Raw genomic sequence first — 16420 nt, 5'->3', positions numbered from 1 at the left:
CCAGCCGGACGGTCAGCGCACCGACGTGACTGAATTGATACGGGCACTTGAGGAAACGACCATGAACGCCCCACTGCGCTTCAACGATGCACTTCTGATCGCTGGACACGCTTTTGAACCTTTCCAGTGTGTTGCCTGGGCACCACAGGACGGTAACGGCGAGTTGAGCCTGACGGTGATCGATCGCACCAGTAACCGTATTGGCCGCAAGCAGATTCCGAGCAGTACTTATTCGGACAAGCAGCAGTTGGCCAGCGTTCTGGAACAGGCCCGTGCGGAAATCAGTAATGAAGGGTATGACTTGATGCCTTGGACTATGCCGGCCTGATCACGCTTTGTGCGAGGCTTACTCGCAGGCCCATGGGAGTCTGGAAGCGGAGCTTTCAGGTTTCTGGGCATGAGGCGCTTTGCTTGCTTTGACTATCGTGCCGACGCTCCGCGTCACTCAGCGGTTCCGCGATGTCAGGGATATTTGTTTAAGGCTCAAGGCACTTTTTCGCCCCTCGGCGAGTGACTTTGAAGGATCAAAGTAACCAAAATCCCGGCTCCGTTTCCGGCCCGACTTCGTCGGGTTCCTTCGCCCTGACACTGATCCGGGGGCCGCCGCAACGGGCCATCCTTGGCCCGGATGCGGCTTGCTCGGCGTCCTGCCTCGCATCCCCCGGATCAGCGTCAAGACTCAGCCGTCACTTACGTCGCAATTTGCGTCGTCAGTGCCATTGTGGTTGAAAAGCACATCAAAAGCGGTTTGATTGCATTGGCTATCGTGCCGAAGCCTTGGCACGCATACGAATCAGCCGCTCAGACCCGCTTCAGCTCGTCGATGTGCCGATATTCGGCGCCGAGGGTTGATGCCAGTTCTTTTGCTCTTCCCAATCGGACCGGGCCTTTTTCGATGTCGATCAGCAGGGTGGCGCAGGCGAATGTCGGCAGCGCTGGCAGTTGCTTGATTCTGCCGTCGGTCAGTACCAGTACGCGATGCTGTTCCGAGGGGTGGCGTTTTTGACGTTGTGCCAGCCAGGTCATGGCTTGTTCAAGCGCGGCGGACAGCGGTGTGCCACCCCCCGCGCCCAGTCCATCCAGCCATGGAGTGAGTGCTGTTGACGCCTTGAGGCCCTGATGCTGCCAGCGCGGTGCAGTGCCACTCGCGGTCAGCAGAGCCAGCCGCGCGCGGCGCCGATAGGCATCATCGAATACTTGCGAAAGCAGGCCTTTGGCTTGGCTCAGCGCTTGGTGACGACGCGTTGAGGCCGAGGCATCGACGATCACCAGCAACAATTCACTCGGGCGAGCACTGCGCGGCTGACGCACCAGATCCTTGCGACTTTTCGGGCGCCCCTTCAGCAGCGTCGGTAGCCATCGCACCGGGCCGTCGGCACCTGCGCGAACGGCACCTTGTCTACCGGCGGCCAGTCGACCGGGACGGGGAATGGCATCCGCCCCCTTTGCAGCGCGAGGGCGGATGCCTAAGGCTTTTTTGGCCAACTCGGCACTTCGCGACGAGAACCGGTAATCACCGCCTGAGCTGGCAACTCGCCCCAACTGCCCTGCCCGCCCTCTGGTTTGTCTGGCCTGGGAGACGAATCAGGCGGCGGTGCGTCTTGATTGTGTGGCGGCGGAGTGGGTTCGCGACGGCGGTGGCGCAAAGCGAATTCGGCCACCGCTTCAATGTCTTGCTCTTCGATCTGGCCCGCACCACGCCACGCGGCATGCGCACGAGCAGCCCGCAACCAGACCAGATCGGCGCGCATGCCGTCGACCCCCGCCGCGAAACAGCGTTCGGTGATCTCGGCCAAGGAATGATCATCCAGCTCGATGCCTGGCAGCAGCAGACGCGCCTGTTCACAACGAAGCTTCAGGTCGTCCTGCTGCGCCTGCCAGTGCTGGCAAAAAACCACTGGATCGGCATCGAAATCCAGACGCCGACGGATGATCAGGCTGCGCTCGGCCGGTTGGGTCTGACCGCTCAGCGCCACGTTCAAGCCAAAACGATCCAGCAACTGCGGGCGCAATTCGCCTTCTTCCGGGTTCATGGTGCCAATCAGCACGAAGCGCGCAGCGTGGCGATGGGAAATGCCATCGCGCTCGACCTGATTGACGCCGCTGGCGGCAACGTCCAGCAACAGATCAACCAGATGATCGGCGAGCAGGTTGACTTCATCGACGTACAGCACGCCACCGTCAGCCTTGGCCAGCACGCCCGGCGAGAAACGCGCTCGGCCCTCGGCCAGTGCGGCATCCAGATCGAGCGTGCCGACCAACCGCTCTTCGGTGGCCCCCAACGGCAAGGTGACGAACTGACCGCTGGCCAGCAGATCAGCCAGGCCGCGCGCCAGGGTCGACTTGGCCATGCCGCGGGGCCCCTCGATCAGGACGCCGCCAATGCGCGGATCGATGGCGGTCAGGCACAGGGCCAGCTTCAGGTCATCGGCACCGACCACCGCAGCCAGCGGAAAATGTGGAGTGTCGCTCGGGCTTGAGTCAGGCAAGGTCATCAGTTCTCTTCTATGTCCAACAACAGGTCTTCCAGCGCTTGCTGATACTCGCCGGGTTCCTGCCAGAGCCCGCGCTGCTGAGCTTCGAGCATGCGCTCGGTCATGTCACGCAGGGCGTCGGGGTTGTGTTGCGCGATAAAATCGCGGGTCGCCGGGTCGAGCAGATACGCGTCGGCCAGCAGCGCGTATTGATGATCATCGATCAGTTCGGTGGTGGCGTCGAAGGCAAACAGGAAATCCACGGTCGCGGCCATTTCGAACGCGCCTTTGTAGCCATGGCGCTTGACCCCTTCGATCCATTTCGGGTTCGCCGCACGCGAGCGGATCACCCGGTTCAATTCTTCCTTGAGGGTACGAATCTTCGGCAGGTCCGGCTGGCTATGATCGCCATGGTAGCTGGCGGTCTTCTGCCCGCTGAGGCTTTCCGACGCCGCGAGCATGCCGCCCTGAAACTGATAATAATCGTTCGAATCGAGCAGGTCGTGCTCACGGTTGTCCTGATTTTGCAGGACAGCCTGCACCTGGGACAGGCGCTGGGCAAAGCGTTGCCGGGCCGGGGTGCCTTCGTCGGCTGCGCCGTAAGCGTAGCCGCCCCAATTCAGGTAGACCTCGGCAAGATCCTCGCGGCTTTGCCACAGGCGACCATCAATCGCGCCTTGCACACCCGCCCCGTAGGCACCGGGCTTGGCACCGAAAATTCGCCAGCCGGCCTGCCGTGCAGCCTCCTCCTCGCTCAAACCTTCGTCCACGAAAGCTTGCCGCTCTTCACGCACTCTGGCCGCCAGCGGGTTCAAGTCATCCGGCTCGTCGAGCGCAGCCACCGCTTGTACAGCGGCGTCGAACAGTTTGATCAGGTTGGCGAACGCATCGCGGAAGAAGCCGGACACCCGCAAGGTGACGTCCACGCGCGGACGGTCCAGCAGGCTGACCGGCAGAATCTCGAAATCATCGACCCGCTGGCTGCCGGTCGCCCAGACCGGACGCACGCCCATCAAGGCCATGGCCTGAGCGATATCATCGCCACCGGTGCGCATGGTCGCCGTACCCCAGACGGACAGGCCCAACTGGCGCAAATGGTCGCCGTGATCCTGAAGGTGGCGTTCCAGCAGCAGGTTGGCCGACTGAAAACCGATGCGCCAGGCCGTGGTGGTCGGCAGGTTGCGCACGTCCACGCTGAAGAAATTACGCCCGGTCGGCAGCACGTCCAGACGCCCACGGCTTGGCGCGCCACTGGGCCCGGCCGGAACGAAGCGGCCGCTCAACGCATCGAGCAGGCCCTGCATTTCGCCGGGGCCGCAGGCATCCAGCCGTGGTGCGACGACTTCGCGCAGGCTGTCGAGAATCAGCGACAGGTCATCATGTGCCGGCACGTCATGCAGGTCTTCACCGCGCATCACGCGCTCGATAAGCGCGGCCGCATAAAGCTCAAGCCGTTCGCGAGCATCCCCGGCGCTGCGCCACGGGTCGGTGCTGACCGCCAGCAACGCAGCCGGACGTTCGCCGGTCCAGGGTTCGGCCAGTTCGCAGTCCAGCGGGTCGAAACTTAGCTGGAAGGCTTTGCTCAGGGCACGTAACAGACTCGACTGCGCCCCGCGCCCGTCGCCACGCGGGATGCGCAGCAGGGCCAGCAGTGTGTCGGTGCGCAGACGACCTTCCGGTGACTGACCGAAAATGTGCAGGCCGTCGCGAATCTGCGATTCCTTCAAGTCACACAGGTACGTGTCCAGACGCGGCAGCCAGACCGCCGCATCGGCATCGCTGTCAGTAGACACGTCCAGCGCCAGTTCGCGATCAATGCGGGTTTCGCGGACCAGCTCGAGAATGTCGCGTTGCAGTTCGCGGGCACGACGCGGATCGAGCAACTGCGCTTCGTAGAATTCGTCGGCCAGCAGTTCCAGATCACGCAACGGGCCATAGGTTTCGGCACGGGTCAGCGGTGGCATCAGGTGGTCGATGATCACCGCCTGCGTACGGCGCTTGGCCTGGGCGCCCTCGCCCGGGTCATTGACGATGAACGGGTAGATATTGGGCATCGCGCCCAGCACAGCGTCCGGCCAGCAGGTTCGCGACAGCCCGACACCCTTGCCCGGCAGCCATTCCAGATTGCCGTGCTTGCCGACATGCACCACGGCATGCGCGCCATAGGCCTTGCGCAACCAGAAGTAGAACGCCAGATAGCCATGCGGCGGCACCAAATCCGGGTCGTGGTAGACCGCGCTCGGATCGACCTGATAACCCCGCGCCGGCTGAATGCCGACGAAGGTCAGGCCGAAGCGCAGGCCAGCGATCATCATCCGGCCACCGCGAAACATCGGATCGGCATCCGGCGCACCCCAGCGGGCAGTCACCGCATCACGGTTGCTCTGCGGCAGTTCGTGGAACGCCGCCAGGTATTCATCCAGCGCCATGCTTTGTTGGCAGGGTCGCTGGTCAATGCTATCCAGGTCGTTGGTCACGCCACCCAGCAATTGCTGGATCAGCTCGGTGCCGCTGTCCGGCAACTGCGCCAGCGGATAACCCTCGGCCTGCATGGCACGCAGGATATTCAGCGCCGCAGCGGGCGTATCCAGGCCGACCCCATTGCCGATCCGCCCATCGCGGGTCGGGTAATTGGCGAGAATCAGTGCCACACGTTTGTCGGCATTGGGCAGCCGCGCCAGTTCGATCCAGCGCCGCGCCAGCTGCGCGACGAAATCCATGCGGTCCGGCTGGGCGCGGTAGCACACCACGTCCGACTGGCTGCGTTCGCTACGCCAGGCCAGATCCTTGAAGCTGATCGGTCGGCTGATAATCCGCCCGTCCAGTTCCGGCAAGGCAATGTGCATCGCCAGATCACGCGCGCCGAGGCCCTGCTCGCTGGCCTCCCACGCGGGTTCGTTGTCTTGGGCACAGATCGCCTGAATCACCGGCACATTGCGCCGAAACGGCCGCAAATGCGGCGCTTCCGGGCTCGACTGGGCGAAACCGGTGGTGTTGAGGATCAGCTCGGCATCGGCTTCATCCAGCCAGTTTTCCACCTGAACAAAGCAGGCGGGCTCCTTGAGACTGGCGACTGCGATGGGCAGCGGGTTGATGCCCTGCGCCTGTAAGCGAGTACAGAATTCGTCGATGAAACCGGTGTTGGCGGCCTGCAGGTGCGAGCGATAGAACAGCAGCGCGACCACCGGCTGTTCCGCGTGCCAGTCGGCCTGCCAATCCGGCAAGCTGGCCGTGGCTCGTTGCGGGTGATAAACCGCGGTGCGCGGCAACGGCCGGGGTTCGGCCCACGGATAATCACGGCCCAGCCACTGACTGGCCATGCAGCGATACAAATCCAGTGCGTTCTGCAAACCGCCCTGACGCAGGAATTGCCAGAGCCGGTCGCGCTCGGTGGCCGGCACAGTGCTCAGGTCACTCAGCTCCGGGTCCGGGCGGTCATCACCCGGCACCAGAATGACCTGTACGCCACGCGCGGCCAGCTCCATCAAGCGCTCGACGCCGTAGCGCCAGTAGCCAATGCCGCCGTGCAGGGAAATCAGAATGACTTTGGCATGGCGCAGCACCTCATCGACATACAGATCGACCGAGGCGTGATTCTGCACCTGCATCGGGTTGGCCAGACGCAGGCTGGGGTAATCCTCGGGCAGCTGCTGAGCAGCTTCGGCCAGCAGCGCCAGGCTCGAATCGCCACTGCAGAGAATCACCAGCTCGGCGGGCGTCTGTCCCAGGTCGGCGATGTTATCGTCCGGTACAAAACCGCCGGGCTGGGTTCTCAGTAAATGCATGGGTCAGCCGGCAATCGCAGCGTTGAGCTGAGTTTGCAGTGCCACGGCGTCCAACTCCTGGCCAATCAGCACCAGATGCGTGGCACGCACTTCATCGGCACGCCAGGCGCGGTCAAAATGCTTGTCGAAACGCGTGCCCACGCCTTGAATCAGCAGGCGCATCGGTTTGCCCGGAATCGCAGCAAAGCCTTTCACGCGCAGAATGCCGTGTTGCACGACTAATTGATTCAGCGCATCGAGCAGCACTTTTTCATCGGCCTGAGGCAGTGTCAGGGAAATCGAATCGAACGCGTCGTGATCATGGTCATCAGCATCGTCGCCTTCATGATGATCGTGATGAGTCTTGCGGGCGTCGATGTGCAGCTCGGATTCGGCACCAACGCCCAGCAGGACGCTGATCGGCAAGCGGCCGCTGCTGGCTTCGACCACTTTGACGGCTGGCGGCAACTCTTCGGCCACTTCGGCACGCACTGCGGCCAGCCCCTCAGCGTCGATCATGTCGGCTTTGTTGAGGATCACCAGATCGGCGCTGGCCAGTTGATCGGCAAACAGCTCGTGCAGCGGCGATTCATGGTCCAGATTAGGGTCCAGTTTGCGCTGTGCATCGACCTGATCCGGGAACGCAGCGAAAGTACCGGCCAATACGGCCGGGCTGTCGACCACGGTGATGACGGCGTCGACGGTGCAGGCGTTGCGGATTTCCGGCCACTGGAAGGCTTGCACCAGCGGCTTGGGCAGGGCCAGCCCCGAGGTTTCGATCAGGATGTGGTCCAGATCGCCACGACGGGCGACCAGTTCACGCATCACCGGAAAGAACTCTTCCTGTACGGTGCAGCACAGGCAGCCGTTGGCCAGTTCGTACACGCGGCCGCTGGCTTCTTCTTCGGTGCAGCCGATGGTGCATTGCTTGAGGATTTCACCGTCGATGCCCAACTCGCCGAATTCGTTGACGATCACCGCGATGCGCCGCCCTTCGGCGTTGTCGAGCATGTGCCGCAGCAGCGTGGTCTTGCCCGAGCCGAGAAAGCCGGTGACGATGGTAACGGGAAGCTTGGCCAGTGTTTTCATCAGGTGCCCTTTGGCAATGCGGCGGGCAAACAGGACGGGAACCGCGTGCAGGCACAGGGTTCGGATCGCCACCGGATCACCCCGCCCGGTTGTAGTGGGAATTCGCAGGCTTTTCAGTCAGCCCGGTTCGAGGCAGGTCTCCTGGCTCACGGCAGCGTGTGGCGGGCGTTGAACACCTCGCCGACACACATTCATCGCGCCTTCCCGCCGCAGCAGTGGCTGTGCAATGAACATGACCGTTTACAGTTGCGGGGGCAGCTGCGGCATGTACCGCATTCCCGTCTTAGCTCCATATGTAACGTTTTACGAATGGAGAACCTCGAGCCGGCAAGGCTACGCAGTGACCGCAGACAGGTCAATCGTTCAGATTGACGATGCCCAGTCGCCCATGCTCTCCTGTGCGCCTGATTTCGGGTGCCCCTCACGGGGTGAAACGGGAAACCGGTGCGCTCAAGCTTTGAGCAAGTCCGGTGCTGCCCCCGCAACGGTAAGCGAGAGAAGGTCTGATCCACTGTGCCACGGCATGGGAAGGTGACCTTGCAGGCCTGAACACACCACTGTTCAAGCCCCTCGCGAGCCCGGAGACCGGCCCGATATTTTTTCAATGACACACCCGCGGTGGGCGGGCGCAGTCGAAACCTCTGACGTTCGTCAGTGGGTTCGCGTGCGCATGGCCCACTTGCCACTACTCAAGAGGGAACGCCATGTCCACCATCAGCAGCAGCCAGACGGCCGTCACCAGCGCCACCCAGACCCAACGACTGACCGCCGCGATCAGCGCCGCCGTGCTGGGTGCGTGTCTGGTCTATTTCGCCGGGTTCTCGCACATTGCCGCCGTGCACAATGCGGCACACGACACCCGTCACAGCGCCGCATTCCCTTGCCATTGAGGACAATACAATGTTCAAGCGAATCGCCCAGACAGCCGGTTTCACCGGCCTGCTTGCAGCCCTGCTGCTGACACTGCTGCAAAGCCTGTGGGTCGTCCCGCTGATCCAGCAGGCTGAAACCTATGAAAATGCTTCAGCCGAACAGTTGCACGAGCATGCCGAGGGTGCCGTGGCTGAACACAGCCATGCGCATGACGAAGCGGCTTGGGAGCCCGAAGACGGCTGGCAGCGCGTGCTGTCCACCACCGGTGGCAATCTGGTGGTCGCCGTCGGTTTTGCGCTGATGCTGGCCGGGCTTTACACCCTGCGCTCACCGGACCGCACTGCGCAGGGCGCGTGGTGGGGACTGGCCGGTTTTGCCGTGTTCGTGCTGGCACCGACCCTGGGTCTGCCGCCAGAACTGCCGGGTACCGCTGCTGCGGAGTTGAGTCAGCGTCAGGCATGGTGGATCGGCACTGCCGCATCTACAGCGGTCGGGCTGGCCTTGCTGGTGTTTGGTCAGAACCGCCTGCTGAAAGCACTGGGGCTGGCGATTATGGTCGTGCCACACGTGATTGGCGCGCCGCAACCGCTGGTTCATGAAAGCCTTGCACCTGAGTCGCTGGAATCGCAGTTCATGGTCGCTTCGCTGCTGACCAACGCACTGTTCTGGGTTGCGATGGGCCTGATCAGCGCCTGGCTGTTCCGCAGAGGCGATGCTCAGTTGAACACTGCACACGCACATGATGCCGACCAGCATCAGGCCTGATCCACCGGCCGTTCAACCCGGCGCGCCGCTGGTGGTCGGGCTGGGCTGTCGGCGCGGCTGTTCGGCGGCGACCTTACGCGAGTTGATCGAGAACAATCTTCACGCGATTGATCTGGAGATCGACAGCATCAGCGCGCTGGCATCGATCGACTTGAAGGATCAGGAGCCGGGCCTCATCGAACTGGCCGCGCAACTGTCAGTACCGCTGGTGTTTTTCAACGCAGCGCAACTGGTGGCGTGGGAGCTGCATCTGACGCACCGCTCCGCTCAGGTCTTTCAGACGACGGGTTGTCATGGTGTTGCCGAAGGTTCGGCACTGGCACTGGCCGCGCAATTGGGCGATGGCACGGCGCGACTGGTGATCGAACGGCAAAAAAGCGCGCAGGTGACATTTGCCTTGGCAACCTGCCCGGTTACAGGCGGATAATTGCAGCCCTCGCGCATTCATTTCCGGAGAATTCTTTGACCGTCTATTTCATCGGCGCAGGCCCCGGCGATCCCGAATTGATCACCGTCAAGGGCCAGCGTCTGATCCGCAGCTGTCCGGTGATCATTTATGCCGGCTCACTGGTGCCACTGGCCGTGCTGGAAGGCAATCAGGCGATCCAGGTGACCAACAGTGCCGAACTGCATCTGGAGCAGATCATTGACTTGATCAAGGCGGCAGATGCGCAGGGTCAGGACGTCGCTCGGGTACATTCAGGCGACCCGAGCCTGTATGGTGCCATCGGCGAGCAGATTCGTCATTTGCGTGAACTGAACATACCTTACGAAATCATTCCGGGAGTGACGGCGACTGCCGCCTGTGCTGCGTTACTGGGCGTTGAACTGACGCTGCCGGACGTTTCCCAGAGCGTGATTCTGACCCGCTATGCCGGCAAGACGTCGATGCCGAGTGGTGAGGAGCTGGCTAGTCTGGCCAGCCATAAGGCGACCATGGCGATTCATCTGGGCGTGAATAACCTGCACAGAATTGTCGAGGAGTTGACCCCGCATTACGGCGCCGACTGCCCGATTGCGGTGGTGCATCGTGCCAGCTGGCCGGATCAGGACTGGGTCATCGGTACGCTGGAAGATATCGGGGAAAAAGTGCAGGCCAAAGGTTTCCGACGCACCGCACTGATCCTCGTCGGCCGCGTGCTGGCCGCCGACACGTTCAGTGAGTCCTCGCTGTATCGGGCCGGGCATGCACACCTGTTCAGACCAATTCAGTAAGCGCCTCCACGCGCATGATTATCGTCGCTACGCTCCGTGTGGCGATGCATTTCTGGACGCACTGCGTCCGATCGTGTCATGCCTTCCCCTCAGTCACTGCACATAAAAGAAAGCGCGTTTTTATCGCGCTGGCACTGACGACGCAGATTGCGACGTAAGTGACGGCTGAGTCCTGACGCTGATCCGGGAGAAACTCGGCGTGGATGCCGAGTTAGCCGCATTCGGGCCATGGATGGCCCGTTGCGGCGGGCCCCGGATCAGTGTCAGGACGAAGGAACCCGACGAAGTCGGGCCGGAAACGGAGCCAAGGGGTTTGGTTACTTTGGCCCCATCAAAGTAACTCGCCGAGGGGTGAAAAGGTGCCTTGAGTCGTAAACAACCATCACTGACGTCGCAGAACTGCTTTATGGCAGAGCGTGGGAACGAGAGGCAATGCGCTGTTTTTCGGGACTGTACCGGCCTCTTCGCGGACAAGTCCGCTCCCACAGGTGCTCAGCACCATTGGTTACTTTGATCCTTCAAAGTCACTCGCCGAGGGGCGAGAAGGTGCCTTGAGTCGTAAACAACCATCACTGACCTCGCAGAACTGCTTTATGGCAGAGCGTGGGAACGAGAGGCAATGCGCTGGTTTCGGGACTGTACCGGCCTCTTCGCGGACAAGTCCGCTCCCACAGGTGCTCAGTACCATTGGTTACTTTGATCCTTCAAAGTCACTCGCCGAGGGGCGAAAAGGTGCCTTGAGTCGTAAACAACCATCACTGACGTCGCAGAACTGCTTTATGGCAGAGCGTGGGAACGAGAGGCAATGCGCTGTTTTTCGGGACTGTACCGGCCTCTTCGCGGACAAGTCCGCTCCCACAGGTGCTCAGCACCATTGGTTACTTTGATCCTTCAAAGTCACTCGCCAAGGGGCGAAAAGGTGCCTTGAGTCGTGAACATATCCGACTGACATCGCAGAACCGCTATGTGAGGCGGAGCGTCACGACATGAATACCGACGCGTTAGCACGACAGTGAACATTCAACTCACTCACCGCATCAAGCAGCCACCTCATACAGCTTCGGCGCTATCACTTCGCCGGTCTCCAGGCTTTTGCGCAGGATGTCAGCCTGCAAGGCAGCGGCTTTCATGGCGTTTTCCTTGATGTGGCCGTAACCACGGATCTTTTCAGGCAGACGCGCCAGGCTCAGGGCTGTGTGGAGGTTTTGTGCCTGAAGATGTTGCAGGATTAGTTCGATATCGCTGACGTAGCGGTCGATCAATTCCCTCTCCTGCCTGCGCTCCAGGCTGCGGCCAAACGGATCAAGCGCCGTGCCACGCAGGAATTTGAATTTTGCCAGAACATCGAACGCACGCAGCATCCACGGCCCGAAGCTGCGTTTGCGCGGCTGGCCGTTATGTGGGTCGCGCTTGGCCAGCCAGGACGGAGCCAGGTGAAACTCCAGTCGGTAGTCGCCTTCGAATTGCGCCTCCAGTTGCCGAGTGAAATCACCGTTGCTGTAGAGCCGCGCGACTTCGTACTCATCCTTGTAAGCCAGCAGCTTGAAGTAGTTGAACGCGACCGCTTCGGTCAGCGTCAGTCGCTGACCGGGAAATACTCGCGACTCCGCGTCGCGCACGCGTTGCACCAGCCGCAGATAACGCTCGGCATACGCGCTGTTCTGATACTGCTGCAAGGTGCTGACGTTATCGTGAATGCGCTGCTCCAGACTCAAGGGTTGCGGCTCGCTGACCTGCTGCTGCGGATTGACGAACGCTTCGACCGCAGCGGGATCATGTGCAGTGCGGCGCCCCCAGAGAAACGCCTGCTGATTGAGCGTGACGGCCACGCCGTTAAGCTCGATGGCTTTTTCGATGGCGGCCGAGGTCAGCGGGATCAGCCCCGACTGGAAGGCGTAACCGAGCATGAACAGGTTGCTGGCAATACTGTCGCCCATCAAACGGGTCGCCAGTGAGGTGGCTTCGACAAAATGGGTCTTCTCTGCCCCCACGGCGTCGATGATGGTCTGCTTCATCGCTTCGGCCGGGAACACGGCATCAGGATTACGGGTGAACTCAGCCGTCGGGGTCTGCTGACTGTTGACCACGGCGTGGGAAAACCTGCTGTCGAGCTTGGCAATCGCGTCGGGGCCGGCTGCCACCAACAGATCGCAGCCCAGCAGCAGGTGCGCTTCACCAGCCGCAATGCGCACGGCAAATAAATCCTGCTGGCGCGCAGCGATACGAATATGGCTCACCACCGGCCCGAATTTCTGCGCCAGCCCGGCCTGATCAAGCACGCTGCACCCCTTGCCTTCCAGATTGGCGGCATAACCGAGCATTGCACCGACAGTGGTCACGCCCGTCCCGCCGACGCCGGGCAGCAGAATATTGAACGGCCGCTCCAGCGACGGCAGCACGGGCTCTGGCAGGCGAGCGAACGCCTCGGCCTGTTTGGGCAGCGCTGGCTTGCGCAATGTGCCGCCATGCACGGTGACAAAACTCGGGCAGAAACCTTCGACGCAGCTGAAATCCTTGTTGCACGCGTTCTGATCGATTTCCCGCTTGCGACCCTGCGCGGTCTCCTTGGGCAGTACAGACAGGCAACCGGATTTAACCCTGCAATCGCCGCAGCCTTCGCACACGGCCGGGTTGATCAACGCGCGTTTTTCGAGATCAGGCATCGTGCCGCGTTTGCGACGGCGGCGCTTTTCGGTCGCGCAGGTCTGGTCGTAGATAATGACCGAAACCCCTTTGAACTCACGCAACTCGCGCTGCACGCTGTCCAGATCGCGACGGTGATGAAAGCTGGTAATCGGCGCAAAACTCGCACGGTCCGGGTATTTTTCGGGTTCGTCGGAGACCAGCGCAATGCGTTGCACGCCTTCGTTGAACACCTGGCGACTCAACTGATCGACGCGTAGAACGCCGTCAATCGGCTGGCCACCGGTCATGGCCACCGCATCGTTATAGAGAATCTTGTAGGTGATATTGACCTTCGAGGCCACCGCCGCACGCAGCGCCAGGTGCCCGGAATGGAAATAGGTGCCATCGCCCAGGTTCTGGAAGACGTGAGGCGTTTCGGTGAACGGTGCCTGGCCGATCCAGGTCACGCCCTCGCCGCCCATCTGGGTGAAGGTATCGGTTTCGCGATCCATCCAGATGGTCATGTAGTGGCAGCCGATTCCGGCCAGGGCGCGGCTGCCTTCCGGTACACGGGTCGACGTATTGTGCGGGCAGCCGGAACAGAAATGCGGGGTGCGCTGGGTGTTGAACAGCGGGGCCTGAAGCGCTCTTTCCTTCTCGCTGAGAAATTGCAGCCGAGCGTCGATCTGCGCGCTGCTGTAGAAAGGCGCCAGACGTTTGGCAATCACTCGGGCAATCATCGCCGGAGTCAGCTCACTGAGATTGGGCAGCAATGAACGGCCCTGCTCATCGAACTCACCCACCACCACCGGGCGGCGATCCACCGGCCAGTTGTAAAGCTGGCCGGTCAACTGATCCTCGATGACGCTGCGTTTTTCTTCGACCACCAGAATCTCTTCCAGCCCCTCGGCAAAGTCATGCACCGACACCGGTTCAAGGGGCCAGCTCATGCCGACCTTGAGCACGCGGATGCCGACCTGGTCACACAGCGCCTGATCGATCCCCAGCTCTTCAAGTGCCTGACGCACATCAAGATAGGATTTGCCTGTGGTGGCAATGCCGAGCCGCGGCTGCGCAGAATCGATCACCACCTTATTGAGCTGGTTGGCCCTGGCGAACGCCCTGGCCGCATAGATTTTGTAGGTGTTGAGGCGCGCTTCCTGAGCCAGCGGCGGATCCGGCCAGCGAATGTGCAGACCGCCTTCGGGCAGCACGAAGTCTTCAGGAATACGCGTCTTGACGCGTAACGGATCGACCTCCACCACGGCGGAAAAATCAACGTTTTCGGCGATGGTTTTCATCGCCACCCAGCATCCGCTGTAGCGTGACAGTTCCCAGCCGATGATGCCGTAATCGAGAATTTCCTGGACGTTGCTGGGGTTGAGCACCGGGATCATCGAGGCGATGAAGGCGTGTTCGCTCTGGTGGGCGATGGTCGAGGATTTACAGCCATGGTCATCGCCCGCCAGGATCAGCACGCCGCCATTGGCCGCGACGCCCGCCGAATTGCCATGCTTGAAGACGTCTCCGCAGCGATCCACGCCCGGCCCTTTGCCGTACCAGAGTGCAAACACGCCATCGTATTTGCCGTGCGGGAACAGATTGACCTGCTGACTGCCCCACACCGCCGTGGCGGCAAGTTCTTCGTTGATGCCGGGCTGAAAATGGATGGCGTTCTGCTGCAGATAGTCCTTGGCGTCCCACAGGCTTTTGTCCAGATTACCCAGCGGCGATCCACGGTAGCCGGAGATAAACCCGGCGGTGTTCAGGCCCTGCGCCTCATCGCGCTGCTTTTGCAGCATCGGCAGACGGGTCAGGGCTTGTGTACCGGTCAGGTACAGGTTGCCGGTGGCAAGCCGGTATTTATCATCCAGACGAATATCAGCCAGGGACATGCGCGCACCTCTCTTCTTGTTCTTGTTTGTTGTTATAGGCATCAGGCTTTCTTACCGGGACGGTCCAGCCCGGCAGCCTTGGCACTAGACTGCCTGTAGCAAAGCGGCTTTTTCTTTCTAAATGCGTGCGAATCTGCTGATATTGAGCATGCTTTTTTCGGCCATAACAAAAAACAAGGTCAATTCATGCAGCCTAAATTGAGCCCCATCGATCGCAAGATTCTTCGCCTGCTGCAACACGATGCCAACCTCTCCGCAGCGGAAATCGCCGAGCGGGTCGAGCTGTCGCAATCGCCGTGCTGGAGGCGCATTCACCGGCTTCAGGAAGACGGCGTGATCGAGCGCACCGTGGCCCTGCTGAGTACGCAGAAGCTCGGTCTGAGCATGACGGTGTTTGTCGAGGTCAAGCTGTCAGGGCACGGACGGCGCTATCTCGCCGAATTCGAAGAGGCAATCATCGGCCATCCCGAGGTCCTGGAGTGTTACACCATGGCGGGCGGAATGGATTTCATGCTCAAGGTAGTGGCGCAGGATATCGCCAGCTACGAACGCTTTCTGCGTGACCACCTGTTGCAACTGCCCCACGTGCATGAAGCCCACTCCAATATCGCCATGAGCACGGTCAAGCGCACCACGGAACTGCCGCTGGAATAGGGGATTATCGAAGAGCATTGCGAGGGTGATGGTCCGCCAGCGAACGCTGGCGGATTATTTATTTCGATGAGGGCAATAAAAACATTTGATTTTCAAATGATAATGATTATTATTGCGTCAGCGGTTCGCAAGAACCGTCGGGTAACCAGGAAGTCTTAGGTCGGCTTTCTGATTATCTCCTCATCAGGCTAATCACGGTTTTTGACCCGGCTTTTTAGCCGGGTCTTTTTTTGGTTCTTTCTTTTGGTTTCGCTGCTTCAGGCTAATGAAGTCCGGGTGCTGCAGGGTGTGTAGCAATGGCGCGAATCATAGCAAGCCGTCGCTTGATCAGGGTCATGTTTTGCAGCCAGAAGCACCACATAAAAAGTAAATGCAGTCACTTTACACTTGAGAATGATTCTCGAATTTTCTAGTCTAGTGTGTAGATGAGCCACGGCTCAGGGACGACCTTCATGAAAGATCAGCGAGCGGTACACCATGAGTAATCAGCTCTCATCTTCCTTGCATCTGCCGACCCGCCTGCCCCGCCCGCACGCATCGCCGGAGGCGGTCGAACTCAGCCACAGGCTGCGCAAGCTCTCGCGTCGCACGCTGCAGATATTCCTGCTCAGCCGGGTCGACGATCTGCCCTACGCCGATATCGCCCTGTTCATGGATGTCGAAGTAGCAAGAGTGGAACGCGCCATGCGCCGGGCATTGGGCAAGGCGCACGTTTACGCGGGCGGCAAAAGCAGCGACATTCAGGATCAGGCCAGTCGCTGGTACGTGCATCTGCAAAGCCCTGCGGCGACAGCCAGCGAACGGATCGAGTTTCGTCACTGGCTGGATGCTGACGCCGCACACCTTTCGGCGTTTCAGAACAGCGAGCGCGTGTGGCGCCAGTTGCAGGCACCCGCCCTGCTGATCGGCGCGTCCGGCTGGCATCGACGCAAGCGTCGCGTCTACCTGGCGTGGTGCCTGTTGAGCGCGTTTGCGTGCAGCCTGATGGTCACCGCCGAAGCGATTTCATAAAACCCGGATGACCGTTGCAAAGAACTTTACGTCGCGGGACGTGAGGCCGATCGGT

General features: G+C 60.9%; 12 protein-coding genes and 2 riboswitches. Of the genes, 7 read left to right on the top strand and 5 right to left on the bottom strand.

The window, feature by feature from the left end; translation table 11 throughout:
• Positions 1 to 61: 61 nt before the first annotated feature.
• Positions 62 to 328, top strand: a complete 267-nt coding sequence (locus tag BLT55_RS07080; protein ID WP_007249337.1) for a hypothetical protein — start codon at positions 62 to 64, stop codon at positions 326 to 328.
• Between the two features lie 473 nt (positions 329 to 801).
• Here BLT55_RS07080 and BLT55_RS07070 read toward each other — a convergent pair whose 3' ends face one another.
• The 4 genes from BLT55_RS07070 to cobW are packed head-to-tail and all read right to left on the bottom strand — an operon-like array spanning position 802 to position 7327.
• Entirely contained in the window at positions 802 to 1413 is a 612-nt protein-coding gene (locus BLT55_RS07070; protein WP_055001818.1) for a vWA domain-containing protein, read from the bottom strand.
• A 53-nt stretch (positions 1414 to 1466) separates the two neighbouring features.
• Positions 1467 to 2495, bottom strand: a complete 1029-nt coding sequence (locus tag BLT55_RS07065) for a magnesium chelatase ATPase subunit I (RefSeq protein WP_055001814.1) — start codon at positions 2493 to 2495, stop codon at positions 1467 to 1469.
• Positions 2495 to 6259: a cobaltochelatase subunit CobN gene (gene cobN / locus BLT55_RS07060; RefSeq protein ID WP_055001815.1), complete on the bottom strand. Its 3765-nt coding sequence runs from the start codon at positions 6257 to 6259 to the stop codon at positions 2495 to 2497. Before cobN ends, BLT55_RS07065 begins: the two co-directional genes overlap by 1 nt.
• A gap of 3 nt (positions 6260 to 6262) precedes the next feature.
• Positions 6263 to 7327, bottom strand: a complete 1065-nt coding sequence (cobW, locus tag BLT55_RS07055; protein WP_055001819.1) for a cobalamin biosynthesis protein CobW — start codon at positions 7325 to 7327, stop codon at positions 6263 to 6265.
• Between the two features lie 114 nt (positions 7328 to 7441).
• A riboswitch (cobalamin riboswitch) is annotated at positions 7442 to 7664 on the bottom strand.
• Between the two features lie 58 nt (positions 7665 to 7722).
• Positions 7723 to 7935: riboswitch (cobalamin riboswitch) on the top strand.
• A 96-nt stretch (positions 7936 to 8031) separates the two neighbouring features.
• On the opposite strand from cobW, the gene BLT55_RS07050 reads away from it, so the two are divergent.
• Genes BLT55_RS07050 through cobM form a run of 4 tightly spaced genes read left to right on the top strand, consistent with a single transcriptional unit; the run spans position 8032 to position 10180 of the window.
• On the top strand, positions 8032 to 8217 hold the full coding sequence (locus BLT55_RS07050) for a CbtB domain-containing protein (protein ID WP_007249332.1): 186 nt from the start codon (positions 8032 to 8034) through the stop codon (positions 8215 to 8217).
• Between the two features lie 10 nt (positions 8218 to 8227).
• A complete protein-coding gene (locus BLT55_RS07045) occupies positions 8228 to 8965 on the top strand; it encodes a CbtA family protein (RefSeq protein ID WP_055001816.1) in 738 nt (245 codons plus the stop codon).
• Positions 8943 to 9392 (top strand): cobalamin biosynthesis protein, encoded by a 450-nt coding sequence (locus BLT55_RS07040; protein WP_055001820.1) that lies wholly within the window; start codon positions 8943 to 8945, stop codon positions 9390 to 9392. Before BLT55_RS07045 ends, BLT55_RS07040 begins: the two co-directional genes overlap by 23 nt.
• 35 nt (positions 9393 to 9427) lie before the next feature.
• On the top strand, positions 9428 to 10180 hold the full coding sequence (cobM, locus tag BLT55_RS07035) for a precorrin-4 C(11)-methyltransferase (RefSeq protein WP_055001817.1): 753 nt from the start codon (positions 9428 to 9430) through the stop codon (positions 10178 to 10180).
• Positions 10181 to 11217: 1037 nt separating this feature from the next.
• Here cobM and BLT55_RS07025 read toward each other — a convergent pair.
• On the bottom strand, positions 11218 to 14700 hold the full coding sequence (locus BLT55_RS07025; RefSeq protein ID WP_074800217.1) for an indolepyruvate ferredoxin oxidoreductase family protein: 3483 nt from the start codon (positions 14698 to 14700) through the stop codon (positions 11218 to 11220).
• 186 nt (positions 14701 to 14886) lie between these two features.
• Between BLT55_RS07025 and BLT55_RS07020 the strand changes: the two genes are divergently transcribed.
• Together BLT55_RS07020 and BLT55_RS07015 are read left to right on the top strand one after the other, a co-directional pair.
• Positions 14887 to 15354: an Lrp/AsnC family transcriptional regulator gene (locus tag BLT55_RS07020; protein ID WP_007249327.1), complete on the top strand. Its 468-nt coding sequence runs from the start codon at positions 14887 to 14889 to the stop codon at positions 15352 to 15354.
• Positions 15355 to 15831: 477 nt separating this feature from the next.
• A complete protein-coding gene (locus BLT55_RS07015; RefSeq protein ID WP_042912736.1) occupies positions 15832 to 16365 on the top strand; it encodes a DUF4880 domain-containing protein in 534 nt (177 codons plus the stop codon).
• Positions 16366 to 16420 lie beyond the last annotated feature (55 nt).

The sequence above is a fragment of the Pseudomonas cannabina genome (genome assembly GCF_900100365.1).
Classification (GTDB): Bacteria; Pseudomonadota; Gammaproteobacteria; order Pseudomonadales; family Pseudomonadaceae; genus Aquipseudomonas; species Aquipseudomonas cannabina.
Note: the sequence above shows the minus strand (reverse complement) of the source record. Positions and strands in the feature narration are given on the sequence as shown.

What these genes read in the sequence shown, in the direction of transcription:
- BLT55_RS07080 (WP_007249337.1), top strand. Translation starts at nt 62, where the DNA reads ATGAACGCCCCACTGCGCTTCAACGATGCACTTCTGATCGCTGGACAC.
- BLT55_RS07065 (WP_055001814.1), bottom strand. Translation starts at nt 2,495, where the DNA reads ATGACCTTGCCTGACTCAAGCCCGAGCGACACTCCACATTTTCCGCTG.
- cobN (WP_055001815.1), bottom strand. Translation starts at nt 6,259, where the DNA reads ATGCATTTACTGAGAACCCAGCCCGGCGGTTTTGTACCGGACGATAAC.
- cobW (WP_055001819.1), bottom strand. Translation starts at nt 7,327, where the DNA reads ATGAAAACACTGGCCAAGCTTCCCGTTACCATCGTCACCGGCTTTCTC.
- BLT55_RS07050 (WP_007249332.1), top strand. Translation starts at nt 8,032, where the DNA reads ATGTCCACCATCAGCAGCAGCCAGACGGCCGTCACCAGCGCCACCCAG.
- BLT55_RS07045 (WP_055001816.1), top strand. Translation starts at nt 8,228, where the DNA reads ATGTTCAAGCGAATCGCCCAGACAGCCGGTTTCACCGGCCTGCTTGCA.
- BLT55_RS07040 (WP_055001820.1), top strand. Translation starts at nt 8,943, where the DNA reads ATGCCGACCAGCATCAGGCCTGATCCACCGGCCGTTCAACCCGGCGCG.
- BLT55_RS07025 (WP_074800217.1), bottom strand. Translation starts at nt 14,700, where the DNA reads ATGTCCCTGGCTGATATTCGTCTGGATGATAAATACCGGCTTGCCACC.
- BLT55_RS07020 (WP_007249327.1), top strand. Translation starts at nt 14,887, where the DNA reads ATGCAGCCTAAATTGAGCCCCATCGATCGCAAGATTCTTCGCCTGCTG.
- BLT55_RS07015 (WP_042912736.1), top strand. Translation starts at nt 15,832, where the DNA reads ATGAGTAATCAGCTCTCATCTTCCTTGCATCTGCCGACCCGCCTGCCC.